The following is a 16,840-nucleotide window of genomic DNA, read 5'->3' as shown; positions in this document are numbered from 1 at the left end:
TCGCCCGGCTGGGGCGATGGCTGGTCGTTTGACACGGTATCATTCCCCGTCGAGACGGGGGAAAATCGCGACGCACTCGGCCCGCGTCAGCTGCTTCCGGCCCGCGCCGGCAAAATCATAGCTGTCGGGCTTGTGGTCGATGTAGATCTCGCTGGCCATGTTAAAGCCGTCGGGGTCGTCGAACAGGCCGATGGGCAGGTCGATCTCGCCCTTGTAGGGGCTGTCGGCGGTCACCTTGAACCACAGCCCGCTACCGCATTCGCGGCACCAGCCCCGGCGCCCGAAGGACGTGGTCTGCCGCTCGGCCATGTGCTCGGCGCCGGTCCAGCGCACATTCCGCTCGGGCAGCGTCACCGCCAGCAGGGCAGAGCCGGTCCAGCGCCGGCACATCGGGCAATGGCAGACCCCGAACCGGGCGGGCACGTCGCGCGCGGTGAAGCGCACGGCGCCGCACAGGCATCCCCCGCTCTTCTCGCTCATGGCTCGCGCCCTCCAGTTCCGGTCAGGCGTCCTGACCCGTTAATCCTGCGTTCACCCGGCCGAGCGTTTCTGTCGCAATACGCTTTCCAGACGGGTTCCCGACGCCGAACATACCGCGCCGCGGCGGCCTCACTCCGCCGCCACGCTGGCGCCCTTCTTCTGCGCATCGATATGCGCGGCGATCGCCTCGGCGGCGTCGCGGCCGTCGCGGATGGCCCAGACCACCAGCGATGCGCCGCGCACGATGTCGCCCACCGCGAACACGCCCGGAATGGACGTCTGCTTGCTGGCGAAATCGGCCTTGATCGTGCCCCAGCGCGTCACCTCCAGGCCCGGCTGGCCCCACAGCTTCGGCAGGTCCTCGGGCTCGAAGCCCAGCGCCTTGATCACCAGGTCGGCGTCCTCGGTGTAGTCCGCGCCCTCGATCTCCTCGGGGGACTGGCGCCCGGTCGCGTCGGGGGCGCCCAGGCGCATCTTCGACACGCGCACGCCGGTGACGTGATCGGACCCGGTGAATCCCTTGGGGGCGGTCAGCCAGACGAATTCGACGCCCTCTTCCTCGGCGTTCTCGACCTCGCGCTGGCTGCCCGGCATGTTCGCGCGGTCGCGGCGATACAGGCATTTGACGCTGGTCGCGCCCTCGCGGATGGCGGTGCGCACGCAGTCCATGGCGGTGTCGCCGCCGCCGATCACGACGACGCGCTTGCCTTCGGCGTTCAGCTCGCCGCTCTCGAATTCGGGCACGGTGTCGCCAAAGCCGCGGCGGTTGGAGGCGGTCAGGAAATCGAGCGCGCGCACGATGCCCTTGAGGCCCGCGCCCGGCCCGCCCAGCTCGCGCGACTTGTAGACGCCGGTCGCGATCAGCACGGCGTCATGCTTCTCGCGGATCTCCTCGAAAGAGATGTCCTCGCCGACATTGCAGTTCAGGACCAGTTCGATCCCGCCCTCCTCAAGCTGCGCGTTGCGGCGCATGACCACGTCCTTTTCCAGCTTGAAGCCGGGGATGCCATAGGTCATCAGCCCGCCTGCGCGGTCGTAGCGGTCATAGACGGTGACCTGGAATCCGCGCCGGCGCAGCATGTCGGCGGCGGCAAGACCGCCGGGGCCGGCGCCGATGATGCCGACGCTTTCCGGGCGTTCCTGCGCGGGGCGGATCGGCTGGACCCAGCCTTCTTCCCATGCGGTGTCGGTGATGTATTTCTCGACCGCGCCGATGGTTACGGTGCCATGGCCCGACTGCTCGATCACGCAGTTGCCCTCGCACAGGCGGTCCTGGGGGCAGATGCGGCCGCAGATCTCAGGAAAGGTGTTGGTGGCCTGGCTGATTTCATAGGCCTCCTGAAGGCGGCCCTCGGCGGTCAGGCGCAGCCAGTCGGGGATGTTGTTGTGCAGCGGGCAATGGGTCTGGCAATAGGGCACGCCGCATTGCGAGCAGCGGCTGGCCTGCTCCTTCGCCTTGGCGTCGGCGTATTCGGCATAGATCTCGTGAAAGTCGGCACGGCGCGCATCGGCCGGACGTTTGTCCGGCATGTCCCGCGCGACATCGATGAACCGAAGCATCCGCTGTTGAGCCATGACTTTCCTCCCTGCGTCCCACTGGACCAGCTTCCGAGAAGATGCCTCATACATCAGCTTGCCTGAGCGATAAAGTCAGTATGACTGACCTATTATCAATATTTTCGCCGTGAGACTGGTCGGGTCTCTTCGCGGATGCGGCAAATTAGGTAACTTTGCGGACCTATCCTCCGCGATTGCCGCTGTGACGCCGCTCTGATAGCACGGGGCGGCAGGCTTTTCGACAGGTGCCTTCCCCCATGCCCTATTCGCTGATCGCGATGCTCGCGCTTATCCAGGGACTGACCGAGTTCCTGCCGGTGTCATCCTCGGCGCATCTGGTGCTGGTGCACGACTACATGGGCGGCAGCGCGGACGAGCTGAAACTGGACATCGCGGTGCATCTGGGCACGCTGGCGGCGGTGGTGCTGTATTTCCGCGCCGAGATGGGCCAGGCGCTGACGGGGCTGGGTCAGATCCTGCGCGGGCGGCTGGCCACCTACGAGGCGCATCTGGCGCTGTGCCTGATCGTTGCGACGATCCCCGTCGGGCTGGCCGGCATCGTGCTGCACCTGACCGGGCTGGTCGAGATGCTGCGCTCGGTCGCGGTGATCGGCTGGGCGATGATCGTCTTCGGCATCCTTCTGTGGTGGCTGGACCGGCGCGGCGGCAGCGGCAAGAGCGCGCGCGAATGGACCATGAAGGACGCGCTGCGCATGGGGCTGTGGCAGGCGCTGGCGCTGATCCCCGGCACCTCGCGGTCGGGGGCGGCGATCAGCGGCGGGTTGGCCTGCGGATACGAGCGGGGGGCGGCGGCGCGGATCGCGATGCTGATGTCGGTGCCGACCATCGCCATGACCGGCGTGCTGCTCCTGGGCGAACTGGCGCGCAGCGGCGACCTGGCGCTGGGGCGCGAGGTGGCGCTGGCGGCGGGGCTGTCCTTCGTCGCGGGGCTGGCCGCGCTGGCCCTGATGATGCGGCTTCTGAAAAGCGTCAGCTACACGCCCTACGTCGTCTACCGCGTGGCGCTGGGCGTGGTGCTGCTGGCGGTCGCCTACGGCTGAGGCTCAGCCGCGCAGATCCTTGGCCGAGTCGGTGATCCGCGCATACTGGCCATAAGGCCGGTAGGGTGTCAGGTAATCGGCGAGTTCCGAGTTCATCGCGGTGGGCGAAAGGCCCAGATCGCCGAAGCCGCGCGCATCGGGCGACACGACGTTGTCACGTTCCAGCAGGAGCACCTGGTCATAGGTGACCGGGGCCGGGATCAGCCCGCCGCTGGCCCTGGACAGGATGTCGAAGACGCGGCCCTGGAATTTCGCGATGCCGAAGGGAACCGCCAGCACCAGCCGGCGGCGGCGGATCACGCCGAGCATGCGGTCCATCAGGCCGCGGAACGTCGCGATCTCGGGGCCGCCCAGCTCATAGACGCCGGGGGCCACGCCCTCGACCAGCGCCTTTTCGGCGGCGGCGGCGATGTCGTCCACGAACACCGGCTGAAAGCGGGTGTCGGGGCCGATCACCGGGATGACCGGGCTGATCCGGGCCATGGCGGCGAAGCGGTTGAAGAACTGGTCCTCGGTGCCGAACACGATCGAGGGGCGCAGGATCACCGCGTCGGGCTGGTGGGCAAGGACGTTCGCCTCTCCCTCGGCCTTGGTGCGGGCATAGCGGCTGGGGCTGTTCGCGTCGGCGCCGATGGCGGAGATGTGGACGAAGCGCGTGACGCCCGCCTCGGCGGCAAGCCGCGCGACGCGGCCAGCGCCTTCGGCCTGGACCGCCTCGAAGGTCTGCTTGCCGCTGGGGGCGAGGATGCCGACGCTGTAGACGACCGCGTCCGCCCCCGCGATGGCGGCGGCGACGGAGGCGTCGTCGCGGATGTTGGCGAGAACCGGCTCGACCTGGCCCACGACGCCATAGGTGCGGACGAACAGCGCCTCGTTCGGGCGGCGCACGGCGACGCGCACCCGCCATCCCGCCCGGGCCATCCGTCGTGCGATGTAGCGTCCAACGAAGCCGGAACCGCCGAAGATCGTCACGATGGGACTCTGGGGGATCATGGTACGCTCTCTCTACAACCTTGCGCCGGTTCCTTAGCGGGTGGCGACGGGGGGCTCAACGGGGCCACGCGCCGAAACGCGGGCGGTGTTGCATTGTTACGATGCCCTGCCCGAGGGGGGTGGTCAAATCGCCGTGGCGGCCCGTCGCGGGATGGGCGGAAATTGCCGCATAAAAGCTGTGACAGCCCGTTGACACGCCCTGCGGCCAGAGATAGTAACCCGCCTCACAGACGGCACCTGCCCAGGTGGCGGAATTGGTAGACGCGCTGGCTTCAGGTGCCAGTTTCCTAACGGAAGTGGAAGTTCGAGTCTTCTCCTGGGCACCATAACCCCCGACGCCCCGCAGCGTGGCTGACGCCAGACGGGGACAGAGGTCGGGGACGAGCATGGCCAACCATCTTCACGCGAATGATCTGCCGGACGGGCTCGACCTGGGGCCGGTGGTCGCCATCGACACCGAGACGATGGGCCTGAATCCCCACCGCGACCGGCTGTGCGTGGTGCAGCTTTCGGCAGGCGACTGCGACGCGCACATGGTGCAGATCGCGCAGGGCCAGGAGCGGGCGCCAAACCTGGAGCGGCTGCTGGCCGATCCGGAGGTGCTGAAGCTGTTCCATTTCGGGCGCTTCGACATCGCCGTGCTTCAGCACCGATTCGGCGTGCTGGCGCAGCCGGTCTATTGCACCAAGATCGCCTCGAAGCTGGTGCGCACCTTCACCGATCGCCACGGGCTGAAGCAGCTCTTGCAGGAGTTGCTGGACGTGGACATCTCGAAGCAGCAGCAAAGTTCCGACTGGGGTGCGGAGACGCTGACCCGGGCGCAGCTGGACTATGCCGCGTCGGACGTTCTGCACCTGCACCGCCTGAAGGAAAAGCTGGACGAGATGCTGGCCCGCGAGGGGCGGATGGAACTGGCGCAGGCCTGTTTCGACTTCCTGCCGCACCGGGCGGCGCTGGACCTGTCCGGCTGGCCGGAAATCGACATATTCTCGCATTAGGCTTGGCCCATGTCCCCGGATGCCCACACGCCTGACGCCATGATCGAACGCGGCCGCCGCGTGTTGCGGACCGAATCGGACGCGCTGGCGCTGCTGGCAGCATCGCTCGACGCGTCCTTCGCGCGGGCGGTCGAGGTGATCCTTGGCGCGACCGGGCGGGTGATCGTCAGCGGGATGGGCAAGTCGGGTCATGTCGCGCGCAAGATCGCGGCGACCATGGCCTCGACCGGCACGCCGGCGCTGTTCGTGCACCCGGCCGAGGCAAGCCATGGCGACCTGGGCATGATCGCGCGCGACGACGTGGTCCTGCTGCTGTCCAATTCGGGCGAGACGCCCGAGCTTGCGGACCTGATCGCCTTTACCCGCGCGCGCGGTATCCCGCTGATCGGGATTGCCTCGAACCCGGAAAGCACGCTGATCCGAAAGGCCGATCACGGCATCGTCCTGCCCCGCGCGCCAGAGGCCTGCCCGAACGGGCTGGCGCCGACCACATCGACCACGATGACGCTGGCGCTGGGCGACGCGCTGGCGGTGGCGCTGATGGAGCAGCGGGCCTTCACGCCGCAGAATTTCCGCGAGTTCCACCCCGGCGGCAAGCTGGGCGCGCTTCTGTCCACGGTGTCGGACCTGATGCATGGCGTGGCAGAGCTGCCGCTGGTCGCGCCCGACGCGCCGATGTCGGATGCGCTGCTGTCGATCAGCGCGCGTGGCTTCGGGCTGACCGGCGTCGTCGATTCGGCGGGCACGCTGGTGGGCGTGATCACCGATGGTGACCTGCGGCGCAACATGCACCGGCTGATGCAGTGCACCGCCGGCGAGGTGATGACCGCGCGGCCAAAGACCATCGCGCCGGACGAGCTGGCCACCGAGGCGCTGGCGCGGATGAACCGCGACAAGATCTCGGCGCTGTTCGTGGTGGCCAAGGACGGCCACCAGCCGGTCGGCATCATCCATATCCACGATTGCCTGCGGGCGGGCCTTGGCTGAGGGCGGGCCCGACCGGCGCGCACGTCCGTCGCGGCGCACGCGGGTGGTGGGCTGGCTGAAGATCGTGCTGCCGCTGGTGGCGCTGGCGCTTCTGGGCGCGGTGATCTTCTGGCGGCAACAGGATGATCTGGGGCCCGGGCTGCGTTTCACCGAGTCCGACATGGAGGCCATGCGCAGCGGGCTGATCGTGACCGGCCCGCGGCTGTCGGGCGTCAGCCTGGGCGGTGACCAGTACGACTTCCGGGCGGCGCAGGTGGCGCCCGAGGACCTGTCGATCACGCGGGCCCGGGTCAGCGCGCTGACCGGCCGCGTGATCTATGTGGACGGGCGGGTGGTGACGCTGGAGGCGGCATCGGCCGACATCGACATGGGCGCGGGGATGATCCGATTCGACGATGGCCTGCGGGTTACCACCTCGGAGGGGTACGACGCCAGCGCGCCGGTCGCGCGGGTCGATGTCGCGGCGGCGCGGCTGACCGCCGACGGCCCCGTGGAAGTGACCGGACCCGCGGGCCGGATCGAGGCGGGCGGCATGGTGATCGAGCCCTCGGACCCGGATGCGGCCCGAGGGGACGCGTTGATGCGCTTTACCGGGGGCGTGACACTCCGCTACACACCCGGAGAGATGGGAGAGGGCGAATGACGCTGATGGGCCGTATCGCGACCGCTGTGTTTCTGACGGTGCTGGCGCTGCCGGGTGCCGCGCTGGCGCAGGCCACCCTGCCCTTCGGCGGCTTCGTGCACGATTCCAGCCTGCCGGTCGAGATCGCGGCCGACAGCCTGACGCTGGACCAGTCGGACGGCAGCGCCATCTTCGAGGGCACGGTCGAGGTGGCGCAGGGCACGCTGCGGATGCAGGCCGACCGGATCGCCGTCTTCTATGCCGAGGGCGGCGCGCAGGGCGGCGAGGTGGCGCGCATGGAGGCGCGCGGCAACGTGCTGCTGACCAATGGCGCCGAGGCGGCCGAGGCGCAGGAGGCGCGCTATGACGTGAGCTCAGGCGAGGTCGCCATGTCGGGCGACGTGCTGCTGACCCAGGGCGAGAACGTGCTGGCGGGGCAGGCGCTGCGCATCGACCTGACCACCGGGACCGCACGGATGGAGGGCCGGGTGCAGACGGTGCTGAACCCGCGCCGGGAGCCGTGAGCGTGGAACAGGGCCTGACGCTGAAGGAGGGCGGGCGCGGGCTCGAGGTGTTCAACCTTGGCAAGAGCTACAGGAAGCGCCCGGTGTTGCGCGACGTGACGCTGAAGGTGCTCCGCGGCGAAGTGGTGGCGCTGCTGGGCCCCAACGGCGCCGGCAAGACGACCTGCTTCTATTCCATCGCCGGCCTGGTCACGCCCGAGGCGGGGACGGTGCTGCTGGATGGCGAGGACGTGACGCTTCTGCCGATGTACCAGCGCGCGCGCAAGGGCATCGGCTACCTGCCGCAGGAGGCGTCGATCTTTCGCGGGCTGTCGGTCGAGGGCAACATCCGCGCGATCCTCGAACTGCACGAGCATGACCGGACCAAGCGCGACAGGATGCTCGAGGATCTGCTGGCGGAATTCTCGATCACCCATCTGCGGCGGGCGCCTGCGGTGTCGCTGTCCGGCGGCGAGCGGCGGCGGGTGGAGATCGCGCGCTGCCTGGCCAGCCAGCCAAGCTTCGTGCTGCTCGACGAGCCCTTTGCCGGGGTCGATCCGATCGCCGTGGGCGAGATCCGCAGCCTTGTGCGGCAGCTCAAGACCCGCGGCATCGGGGTACTCATAACGGATCATAACGTTCGCGAGACGCTGGAGATCGTGGACCGCGCCTACATCTTGCATGACGGCACGGTACTGATGAGCGGCAGCCCACAACAGGTGGTGCAGGACGACAATGTGCGCCGGGTCTATCTGGGCGAAGGCTTCCGGATCTGAAGCGCAAAACCGTTGCGCGGCGCCCGATCCCTGCCTAACTTTGATGTATGGTCGATCTGCGCACCATAGCTTCCCCTTCGACAACCGCGCCTTGCGGCCGGACAGCGGGCCATTTTCCGCGCCGGAATTGACCTGTGTCGGCTGAGGATCCGGTAACCGGGGCTAAACTCGGACCGGGATAGAGGAAAACGCGGATCGATCGGCTGGAATAGGGAGCGAAAATGCAAATCCAGGTCCATGGCAAGCAAATCGATGTCGGCGATGCGTTGACCGAACACGTCAACGATCGCCTGACCGAGGGCGTCGGCAAATATGCAAGCCGCGCCGTCGAGGCGACCGTCACCTTCTCGAAGGACCGGCACGAGTTCCTCTGCGACGCCTCGGTGCATCTGTCCACCGGCCTGACGGTTCAGGCCAAGGGGCGGGCGACCGATATCTACGACAGTTTCGAAGGGGCGCTGGAGCGTATGGAAAAGCAGCTGCGGCGCTACAAGCGGCGGCTGAAGGACCACCATGTGAAGCGGGCGGAGCCTATTGAAGCCTTCGGCGCGGCGGCGTATATCCTCGACCGCGGTTCGGAGGATGACGAGGGTTACACCGAACCGGAGTCGCTTCAGCCCATGATCGTTGCCGAGATGGAGACGAAGGTTCAGTCCCTTTCCGTCGGCGAAGCGGTCATGCAGATGGAGCTGGCTGGCGCACCGCTGCTGGTGTTCCGCAACGATGCCCATGGCGGCATCAACGTGGTCTACCAGCGCGAGGACGGAAACATCGGTTGGGTCGATCCGAGGAACTTCGGAGCCACCTGACGCGGAAACGAGCAGGAGGGGCGGCGCCCCATGGAAATAACCGATATTCTGCTGCCCGAGGCGGTCATCTCTCCGCTTCGCGTGCAGAGCAAGAAGCGTTTGTTCCAGGAGATTGCCCAGGGTGCGGTCGTCCGGTTCCGGCTGGATGAACAGGCGACACTGTCTGCCCTGCTTGAACGCGAAAGCCTCGGTCCCACGGGCGTGGGCCGGGGCATCGCCATTCCCCATGCGCGGGTGCCTGGGCTGGCGCGGGTCAAGGGCATGTTCCTGCGGCTTGAGACGCCGGTCGATTTCGGCTCGATCGACCGCAAGCCCGTCGACCTGGTATTCGTGCTGCTCGCCCCCGAGGATGCGGGGGCCGAGCATCTGAAGGCGCTGGCGCGGGTGTCGCGGCTGCTTCGCTCGGACGATACCTGCGCCAAGATCCGCTCGACCCATGACGCGCAGGCGATCTTTGCGATCCTGACCGCCGAAGAGACGTCAAAGGCGGCCTAGACCAGGCCCAGCGCGTTGCGCCGCATGAAGCGGCGCGTCAGCAGCACCGCGGCGCAGGCAAGCCCGGCCGCAAGCCCGGCCCAGATGCCGACGCCGCCCAGGCCCAGCGGGAAGCCCAGCACATAGGCCACAGGCAGGCCCACGCCCCAGTAGCTGAACACGGCGATCACCATGGGCCGGCGCGTGTCCTTGAGCCCGCGCAGAAGCCCCGCGGACACGACCTGGAGCGTATCGACGATCTGGAACACGGCGGCCACCGCCAGAAGGACGACGCCCACCTGCAGGATCTCGGCCGCGGCGGGGTTCTCTCGGTCGATGAACAGGCCGATCAGCGTTTCCGGCAGCAGCCAGAGCACCAGCGCCGAAAGGATGGCAAAGCCCACCGCCAGAAGCAGCACGGCTTTCGCGGCAAGGTCCAGCGCCACCGCGTCGCGGGCGCCATGGGCGCGACCGACGCGGACGGTGCCGGCCATCATCAGCCCCAGCGGCACCATGAACAGCGCCGAGATGACCTGGATCGCGATGCCGTGGGCGGCCAGCGGCACGGTCCCGATCCAGCCCATCATGATCGAGGAGGCCCCGAAGAGCCCCACCTCGGCGATGAGCGAGGCGCTGATCGGGGCGCCGAGGCGCATCACCTCGCGGAAGGCGGCCCAGTCGGGGCGGAAGAAGCGGACGAACAACTCGTATTTTCTGAGCGCGCGGACCCGGGTGCAATAGACCAGCATGATCGCAAGGATCAGGCAGTAGGTGCCCAGCGTGGCGATGGCGGCGCCGCGGATGCCCAGTGCGGGTGCCCCCAGGTTGCCGAAGATCAGGGTCCAGTTCAGCACCGCGTTCAGCACCACCCCGCCCAGCGTGGCCCAGAGCACGATGCCGGTGCGTTCCAGCGCCGAGAGATAGGACCGCAGCACCATGACGCCCAAGGACGGGTAAAGCGCCCATTGCCCGATGCGCATGTAGTCCTGCGCCAACGCGGCAAGCGCCGGCTCCTGCCCGAGGGCAAGCAGAAGCGCCTCGGTGTGCCACAGGACGGGCATGGTCAACGTGACGACAAGCATCACCACCCAGAGCCCCATGCGGACCGAGCGGCGCACGCCGCGGGTATCGTTGTCCCCCTCGGCGTTGGCGGCAAGCGGCATCACCGCATGGGCGAAGCCGGTGCAGAGGATGAAGCCGATGAAGAACAGGGTGGTGGCCAGCACGCCCGCGGCCAGCGGTTCGGCGCCCAGCCAGCCCAGCATGATGGTGTCGGTGATCGTCAGGCCCTGCTGCGCCAGCTGGGTGCCGATCAGCGGCAGGCCCAGCCGGATCGTCGCGCGCATGTGCTCGGGCCAGCCCTGCCGGCCCGGCGGCGAAATGCCGGGGTCTGATACGAATGCCTGCGCCATGAAAATGCCTTTCGCCAAACGCTATAGGCGCGGGACGATGCCCGATCAATCGACGCGTGGCGTCAGGGCGATGAAATCCCCGGGCGCCGTCCATCACCGACGGTGATGGAACGGCGCGGGAAACGGAAAAGGCCCGCCATTTCGGGCGGGCCTTTCCGGGCCGGTTCCGGACCGGGCCGTATCGGGTTCAGTTCGCCGGTGCCGGGCCGAGGCTGACGATATAGGCCCAGACGTTCCGAGCGTCGTCCTCGCCGCGCAGGCGGTAGCTCATGCGCGTGCGGGCGCCGCGATCATCCAGCTTTTCCTGAAGGAAGCTGCGCGGGTCCTGCACATAGGCGACGAAGTCCTCTTGGTTCCACTCGAGGCCCGCTTCCCCCAGCGCGACCAGGCTGTCGCCATAGCCGTTGAAGTCGGCGGTGCCTGCCTGGCGGCCGAAAAGGCCGTACAGGTTCGGGCCGTTGCGCCCGCGGCCGGCCAGCACGTTGTCGCCATCGGCGATCTGGTGGCAGGTCGAGCACTGGTTGAAGACGGATTCACCCGCGGCGGCGTCGCCCGACGCGTGTTCGCCGGCAAAGGCGGTGCCGGCAGCCAGAACGGCGGCAGCGGCGATCGTGAGGGAATATTTCATATAAGCCTCCCAGACTTGTCCCATGCGGGACATAATGCGGCGGTTGGCGCAGTCAAAATAAAATATTGCTACGCAAGGGAAACGACGCTCACGCGCAGGATCAGGCCACCGCCCGCGACAGGGCGCATTGCGACCACAGGTCGTGCAGCGCCTTGATCAGCCGGTCGAGATCGGCGTCGGTGTGGCCCGGGCCGGGGGTAAAGCGCAGCCGCTCGGTCCCCTTGGGCACGGTCGGGTAGTTGATCGGCTGGACATAGATGCCATAGCGGTCGAGCAGCACGTCCGAGATCATCTTGCACTTCACCGGATCCTTGACCATCACCGGGACGATGTGGCTGGGGTTGGGCAGGTGCGGGATGCCGATCTCGTCCAGCCGCGCGCGCAGCTTGGCGACCTGCTGGCGCTGGCGGGCACGCTCCATCTCGGACACCTTCAGATGCCGGATCGAGGCGCGGGCGCCTGCGGCCACCGCCGGCGGCAGCGCGGTCGAGAAGATGAACCCGCTGGCGAAGGAGCGGATGAAGTCGATCAGCGCGGTCGAGCCGGTGATGTAGCCGCCCATCACGCCAAAGGCCTTGCCCAGCGTGCCCTCGATCAGGGTGATGCGGTCCATCAGCCCCTCGCGTTCGGCAACACCGCCGCCGCGCGGGCCGTACATGCCGACCGCGTGCACCTCGTCGATATAGGTCATGGCGCCGAATTCGTCGGCGACGTCGCAGATCTCCTTGATGGGGGCGATGTCGCCATCCATCGAGTAGACCGATTCGAAGGCGATGATCTTGGTCGCGTCCGCCGGGCAGTCGGCCAGCTGGCGGCGCAGATCCTCGACGTCGTTATGCTTCCAGATCTTCTTGCCGCAGCGCGCGTGGCGGATGCCCTCGATCATCGAGGCGTGGTTGAGCGCGTCCGACAGGATGACGGCGTTGGGCAGCCGCGACCCCAGGGTGGACAGCGTCGCCCAGTTCGAGACGTAGCCCGAGGTGAACAGCAGCGCCGCCTCTTTTCCGTGCAGGTCGGCCAGTTCCTGTTCCAGCAGGACATGGTGGTGGTTGGTGCCCGAGATGTTGCGCGTGCCCCCGGCGCCTGCGCCCGACTTGTCCAGCGCCTCGTGCATCGCCTCGAGTACCTTGGGGTGCTGGCCCATGCACAGGTAGTCGTTCGAGCACCAGACCGTCACGTCCCGTTCCGCCCCGCCCGCATGGTTCCGCGCCTTGGGGAACTGGCCGCGATAGCGTTCCAGGTCGGCGAAGACACGGTAGTTGCCTTCCTTGCGGAGGGCGTCGAGCTGGGCATTGAACAGGGCGTCGAAATTCATCGTCTCAGGGACCTTCTGCTTGGGCCGGTTCGGACCTTTTTGCATATTTGTCGTCCTTGGGCGAGGGCAACAGCCAGCGCCACAAAGCCGCATCGGGAAGCCGCAGCACCATGAACCAGTGCTCCAGCAAGGCGAGCGCGGTCAGTGCCGCGAGAAGAACGAAGGCGGTCTCGGCGCCGGAACCCGCGGGCATCGTGTGCGCGCGCTCGATCCAGCAGGCCAGCGCGAAGGTGAGCGCGGTCACCGAGACGGGGAAGAAGGCGTTCATCGGCGCCCGGCGGAAATGGGTGGTCAGGTGCCGCACAGGGCCGGGCAGAAACTCGTCATTGATGTTGGGAACCCCGAAATACAGGTTCAGCTTGGCGAAGATGCGGGCGCAGAACAGCACCAGATAGGTCCAGAGCGCGATCTGGTTCTCGGCCCCGGCCGACAGCACGCCGATCAGGATGGCCGCCATGATGAGCGCCATTTCCGAATAGGCGATCGCGCCCCAGGCGCGGATGAACCGCTCCCACCCGGCGGTGTTCAGGGGTGTCGGGTGCAGGTTCGGGCCGGTGATGACGCCGGCAAGGAAGGCCATCTCGAACCAGCCCCAGATCAGCAGCGCCGAGGTGAAGCCGAGATAGGCGCCATGGACGCCGGTCTCCGACAGCGAGACCGCGACGCCGATGCAGCCCAGCATGAGCACGGGCACCGCCATCACCACCGCGTTCACATAGCCGTCGCGGCCCTCGCGTTCGGCGCGGCTGACGATGAACAGGATCGCCCCGGTGGCGAACCACCAGAGGAACACGGCATAGGCGACGGCGGCCCAGATCATCGTGCGGCCCCCGGCTGGCGGGGTGCGGCGCGCCCCGGCCCACGAGCCGGGGCCCCGGCGCGATGGCCGGGGCGCGTAGCGCGATATGGGCTCAGGGTGCGCATCAGTAGGCCGGCACCAGGCGCGAGGATTCGGGCACGACGTTCTTCTTCACCGGGATGGTGTAGAGGTTGAGGAACACCGCGGCCGCCCGCGCCGAAAGCGCCGCCTTGCGCAGCCGGCCGGCAAGTCCGCCCTGCGCGTGCGCCCTTTCCATCGCCTTGAAGATCCGCTGCATCGAGGTCAGCCCGCGCGCCCAGCGCGGGTGGTCGATGTCGATCTCTATCGGGAAGATCTGGCGCGCGATCTCGTTGGTCTTGCGGAACACCTCGTGGTCGTACTGGTCGATATCCACCCCCAGCGCCTTGTGGAAGGCGGGGCGGGCGTGGTCGCGCACCGACATGGTGGCATAGACCGCAACCAGGAAGAACCGGATCCAGTAGGCGTTCATGCCGGAGGTCAGCTTCGGGTCGGTCTTCATCAGGAGCGCGAAGGCCTCGCCATGGCTGAACTCGTCGTTGCACCACTGCTCGAACCACTTGAAGATCGGGTGAAAGCGCCGGTCGGGGTGCTTTTCCAGGTGGCGGAAGATGGTGATGTAGCGGGCGTAGCCGATCTTTTCGGACAGATAGGTGGCGTAGTAGATGAACTTGGGCCGGAAATAGGTGTATTTCTTGGACTTTGTCAGGAAGCCCAGGTTCACGCCGATCCCCGCCTCCTTGAGCGCGTCGTTGATGAAGCCCGCATGCCGCGCCTCGTCCCGGCTCATGTAGGTGAACAACTCGCAGATGTCCTTGTTCGAGCCGCGGCGCTTCATTTCCTTGTAGAGCACGCAGCCCGAGAACTCGGCCGTGAGCGAGGAGACGAGGAAGTCGATGAGCTCCTTCTTGAGCTCAGGCTCCATCCCCTCCCAGTCGATCTGGTCCCACTCGGCGTTCTTCTTGAAGTGGGCCTTGTTCGGATCCGAACGCATCTGCGCCAGGAGCGCATCCCACTCGCCGCGGACCGGGGTGACGTCGATCGCGTCCATCTCCTCGAAATCGGTGGTGTAGAAGCGCGGGTTGAGAAGCGTCGTCTCCTCGGCCATCGCCTGCGTCGTCTGCGACGTGAATTCGGTATGGGCGTTCATAGCGTCACCTCTTCGGAGAAGGAGAACTCGCACAGTTCCATGAACTCGAAATCTCCGGTCATGCGGGTCCAGAGCCGCTCCAGCGGCGTTGCGCGGGTGATGGTGGCGGTCCGGTTTTCGGTGATGATGCTGCCATAGGGCGCCATGACGGGCGCGCCATGCACCAGCACCTCGTCGCCCGGATGGATCACCGCGCCGTTGTCGAAACGCACATGCGCGTGGAGGCTGTCGAAGGTGTGCGACACCTCTACCGTGCAGGGTGCCTCCTCCTGAAGTCGCTTGAACAGTCCCATGTCTCTCTCCTGTCCTGTTCGTTGTTCCGCGAGCTACTCGGCCAGTATGGCCGCGAAGACGCGGTGGTTGTCCTGACCGAAGCCGGTCAGATGGATCTTCCAGCCGGTCGCATCGTCCCTCAGGCCCAGACGGCCATCGGCAAAGCGGACGAGGTGAACCGGCGGTTCCCCGGTGACGCCATGGCGCTTTCGCTCGAAGGCGAGGGCGCTATGGACCACCGAGAGGAAGCCGGCCGCGGGCCGGCTGCTGTCGGAGAGAAGGTTCCCGTTCATGTCTGTCACGATCACGGAACTCTCCGGCCCTTCCTTGATCTGGATCAGAAGGGATTTCGCCACGGGCGCGGTATGCGTCTGCGCCTCGGGCGGGCGGTCGGTCAGGACCGCGAAGCTGACCAGCGCCAGCGTGATGACGACAAGCCCCGCCATGGCGCGCAGCAGCACCTTGGGGATCATCTGTTCGTGGTCGGAGACGCGCATCGGGATGTCGGTCCGGGTCTGCATTGCTGCCTCCGTCTATTCGGCGGCCACGGCACCGGCGGGCGCGGGCATCGCCGCGTCGTCGGTTCCGAGGTCCGAAGTGATCTCGCCGACCCGTGCCTCGGCTGCGGCGCCCAGGATGGCCGCAACCTTGCGCGCGTCGGGAATGGCCCGCAGCGTGGGCTGGGGCCGGCGCATCTGCCAGGGCCGCACATGCGGCCAGAGCACGAGATAGGAAAAGCGCGTCTCTCCCTTCAGGTCGAGGTGGATGGACCCGCTGCCGTTCTTCGCCAGCGCAAGATCCGCGCGGGCGATCCACTTGTAGGGCAGGTTCAGCGATACGGTCAGCGCCGCCCCGATCCGCATCACCACCCGGCTGGAGGTGATGGTATAGACCGTGGTGCGGGCAAAGACCCAGGCGCCCAACAGGATGATCCCGCAGGTCAGCGCCCCTGCCACCAGATACCACGAGACGGCGCGAAGCCCCGCCTCGAGCCCTTCGGTTCCGCCCAGCGCAATGCCGCGCCACGCCGCAAGCAGAAGGAAGTAGCCAATGACCCAGCGCAGCGACATCGCCGCGCAGGCCAGGTCCCAGGCCCGGGGCTGCCCCTGCCAGAGAATGGTCTCTCCCTCCGGCAGGTGGCGGTCCAGCCCGCGATGGGGCTCTGTTGCGAAGTCGTCATGTGCCATCGGCTCTCTCTCCTTCCGTGGCGCGGTTGGCCGGGGTCAGCCCGCGTAAAGCTGGCCGCCGGCGTAGAAGGCCATGATCTTTTCCTCTTCGAGGAGGGTGATCTGGCTGTCGGACTTGGTGGTCGGAACCCGTGCGAAGAACGGTTCGGTCAGGTTCCGGACGCTGACGCCCTTGCGCATGATCCGTGCCGAGTTGATCGGGATCAGGCGGTGGCCGCCATCGGGCAGTTCCATTTCCAGGTAACGGACCAGCAATTCGGGCTTGTCGACCCACATGTCGGTGACCTTGCCCACCACCTTGCCGTGGCGGTCGAGCACGTCCATTCCGCGCGGGTCGCGCCCGGCGGCATGGTGATAGGCCTCGGCCATCCGCATCGGCACGATCTTGACATGGCCGTGGCCGTCAAGCTCGGGCCAGTCCTGCCGCGCCGCCCAGGAGGCGGGACCCACGCCATCGGCCATCGGATCGCCCGTCGGCTCGAACGGGTAGCCCGAAACGGGGATCGGCTGGTGGAGCGCCAGTTCGCGGGTTTCCACCCGGTCGTCCGGCACGGTCACGTCACCCCGGCCATGCGGCAGGTGAAAGGTCTTCTTCCTGTCGGGAACCGGGAACGGGCCCTGGTTCGGGGCGAGGCTGCCATCCTCCATCTCCAGGGGGTAGCCCTCGCGCATGTTCTCGCGCTGGAGATAGATGATGAGCGCCGCGAAGAACGCCCAGAAAAGATACAGCGCAATCAGCGCCAGGTCGAAGTTGCCGAAGATAGGTTCGCTCATGTC

The 16,840-nt window shown here is 67.2% G+C and carries 20 protein-coding genes and 1 tRNA gene; 9 read left to right on the top strand and 12 right to left on the bottom strand.

The window, feature by feature from the left end; genetic code table 11:
- Window positions 1-39: 39 nt before the first annotated feature.
- Together HMH01_RS02965 and HMH01_RS02960 are read right to left on the bottom strand one after the other, a co-directional pair.
- On the bottom strand, window positions 40-480 hold the full coding sequence (locus HMH01_RS02965; protein WP_171322314.1) for a GFA family protein: 441 nt from the start codon (window positions 478-480) through the stop codon (window positions 40-42).
- A gap of 129 nt (window positions 481-609) precedes the next feature.
- Window positions 610-2,055: an NAD(P)-dependent oxidoreductase gene (locus HMH01_RS02960; protein ID WP_171322312.1), complete on the bottom strand. Its 1,446-nt coding sequence runs from the start codon at window positions 2,053-2,055 to the stop codon at window positions 610-612.
- 239 nt (window positions 2,056-2,294) lie between these two features.
- On the opposite strand from HMH01_RS02960, the gene HMH01_RS02955 reads away from it, so the two are divergent.
- The gene (locus tag HMH01_RS02955; RefSeq protein WP_171322310.1) at window positions 2,295-3,098 is read left to right on the top strand and encodes an undecaprenyl-diphosphate phosphatase; all 804 of its coding nucleotides are present in this window, start codon (window positions 2,295-2,297) and stop codon (window positions 3,096-3,098) included.
- Between the two features lie 3 nt (window positions 3,099-3,101).
- Here HMH01_RS02955 and HMH01_RS02950 read toward each other — a convergent pair whose 3' ends face one another.
- Complete coding sequence (locus HMH01_RS02950) at window positions 3,102-4,091, bottom strand: complex I NDUFA9 subunit family protein (protein ID WP_171322308.1); 990 nt, start codon at window positions 4,089-4,091, stop codon at window positions 3,102-3,104.
- A 239-nt stretch (window positions 4,092-4,330) separates the two neighbouring features.
- On the opposite strand from HMH01_RS02950, the gene HMH01_RS02945 reads away from it, so the two are divergent.
- The 8 genes from HMH01_RS02945 to ptsN all read left to right on the top strand — a co-directional run bounded on the left by HMH01_RS02945 (window position 4,331) and on the right by ptsN (window position 9,281).
- Window positions 4,331-4,417: transfer RNA gene (locus HMH01_RS02945), tRNA-Leu, on the top strand.
- 60 nt (window positions 4,418-4,477) lie between these two features.
- A complete protein-coding gene (locus HMH01_RS02940; RefSeq protein ID WP_171322306.1) occupies window positions 4,478-5,089 on the top strand; it encodes a ribonuclease D in 612 nt (203 codons plus the stop codon).
- 39 nt (window positions 5,090-5,128) lie between these two features.
- Window positions 5,129-6,076, top strand: a complete 948-nt coding sequence (locus HMH01_RS02935; RefSeq protein ID WP_246237261.1) for a KpsF/GutQ family sugar-phosphate isomerase — start codon at window positions 5,129-5,131, stop codon at window positions 6,074-6,076.
- A complete protein-coding gene (locus tag HMH01_RS02930; protein WP_171322302.1) occupies window positions 6,069-6,719 on the top strand; it encodes a hypothetical protein in 651 nt (216 codons plus the stop codon). The genes HMH01_RS02935 and HMH01_RS02930 overlap by 8 nt, the downstream gene beginning before the upstream one ends.
- Window positions 6,716-7,222, top strand: coding sequence for a lipopolysaccharide transport periplasmic protein LptA (lptA, locus tag HMH01_RS02925; RefSeq protein ID WP_246237260.1), 507 nt, complete (start codon window positions 6,716-6,718; stop codon window positions 7,220-7,222). Before HMH01_RS02930 ends, lptA begins: the two co-directional genes overlap by 4 nt.
- Window positions 7,223-7,224: 2 nt before the next feature.
- The gene (gene lptB, locus HMH01_RS02920; protein WP_343035127.1) at window positions 7,225-7,977 is read left to right on the top strand and encodes an LPS export ABC transporter ATP-binding protein; all 753 of its coding nucleotides are present in this window, start codon (window positions 7,225-7,227) and stop codon (window positions 7,975-7,977) included.
- A 221-nt stretch (window positions 7,978-8,198) separates the two neighbouring features.
- Window positions 8,199-8,786 carry a ribosome hibernation-promoting factor, HPF/YfiA family gene (gene hpf / locus HMH01_RS02915; RefSeq protein WP_171322298.1) on the top strand — a complete coding sequence of 196 codons (588 nt, stop codon included), beginning with the start codon at window positions 8,199-8,201 and terminating at the stop codon, window positions 8,784-8,786.
- 30 nt (window positions 8,787-8,816) lie between these two features.
- Window positions 8,817-9,281 carry a PTS IIA-like nitrogen regulatory protein PtsN gene (ptsN, locus tag HMH01_RS02910; protein WP_171322296.1) on the top strand — a complete coding sequence of 155 codons (465 nt, stop codon included), beginning with the start codon at window positions 8,817-8,819 and terminating at the stop codon, window positions 9,279-9,281.
- Here the strand turns inward: ptsN and HMH01_RS02905 are convergent.
- From HMH01_RS02905 to puhA, 9 genes are all read right to left on the bottom strand, one after another.
- Entirely contained in the window at window positions 9,278-10,672 is a 1,395-nt protein-coding gene (locus HMH01_RS02905) for an MATE family efflux transporter (protein ID WP_171322294.1), read from the bottom strand. The two genes, ptsN and HMH01_RS02905, sit on opposite strands and share 4 nt — an antisense overlap.
- A 187-nt stretch (window positions 10,673-10,859) precedes the next feature.
- Window positions 10,860-11,300 carry a c-type cytochrome gene (locus tag HMH01_RS02900; RefSeq protein ID WP_171322292.1) on the bottom strand — a complete coding sequence of 147 codons (441 nt, stop codon included), beginning with the start codon at window positions 11,298-11,300 and terminating at the stop codon, window positions 10,860-10,862.
- Between the two features lie 100 nt (window positions 11,301-11,400).
- Window positions 11,401-12,615, bottom strand: coding sequence for a 5-aminolevulinate synthase (gene hemA / locus HMH01_RS02895; protein ID WP_171322291.1), 1,215 nt, complete (start codon window positions 12,613-12,615; stop codon window positions 11,401-11,403).
- Between the two features lie 4 nt (window positions 12,616-12,619).
- Window positions 12,620-13,435: a putative photosynthetic complex assembly protein PuhE gene (gene puhE, locus HMH01_RS02890; protein WP_171322289.1), complete on the bottom strand. Its 816-nt coding sequence runs from the start codon at window positions 13,433-13,435 to the stop codon at window positions 12,620-12,622.
- A gap of 103 nt (window positions 13,436-13,538) precedes the next feature.
- Window positions 13,539-14,603, bottom strand: coding sequence for a magnesium-protoporphyrin IX monomethyl ester (oxidative) cyclase (acsF, locus tag HMH01_RS02885; protein WP_171322287.1), 1,065 nt, complete (start codon window positions 14,601-14,603; stop codon window positions 13,539-13,541).
- On the bottom strand, window positions 14,600-14,896 hold the full coding sequence (locus HMH01_RS02880) for a hypothetical protein (RefSeq protein WP_171322285.1): 297 nt from the start codon (window positions 14,894-14,896) through the stop codon (window positions 14,600-14,602). The genes acsF and HMH01_RS02880 overlap by 4 nt, the downstream gene beginning before the upstream one ends.
- A gap of 33 nt (window positions 14,897-14,929) precedes the next feature.
- Window positions 14,930-15,397 carry a photosynthetic complex assembly protein PuhC gene (gene puhC / locus HMH01_RS02875; protein ID WP_171322283.1) on the bottom strand — a complete coding sequence of 156 codons (468 nt, stop codon included), beginning with the start codon at window positions 15,395-15,397 and terminating at the stop codon, window positions 14,930-14,932.
- Between the two features lie 12 nt (window positions 15,398-15,409).
- Window positions 15,410-16,063, bottom strand: coding sequence for a photosynthetic complex putative assembly protein PuhB (gene puhB, locus HMH01_RS02870; protein WP_171322281.1), 654 nt, complete (start codon window positions 16,061-16,063; stop codon window positions 15,410-15,412).
- A 36-nt stretch (window positions 16,064-16,099) separates the two neighbouring features.
- On the bottom strand, window positions 16,100-16,837 hold the full coding sequence (gene puhA / locus HMH01_RS02865; protein WP_171322279.1) for a photosynthetic reaction center subunit H: 738 nt from the start codon (window positions 16,835-16,837) through the stop codon (window positions 16,100-16,102).
- Window positions 16,838-16,840: the final 3 nt, after the last annotated feature.

The organism is Halovulum dunhuangense (genome assembly GCF_013093415.1).
Lineage (GTDB): Bacteria > Pseudomonadota > Alphaproteobacteria > Rhodobacterales > Rhodobacteraceae > Halovulum > Halovulum dunhuangense.
The sequence above is the reverse complement of the archived record's forward strand: the minus strand, read 5'-3'. Positions and strand labels throughout refer to the sequence as shown.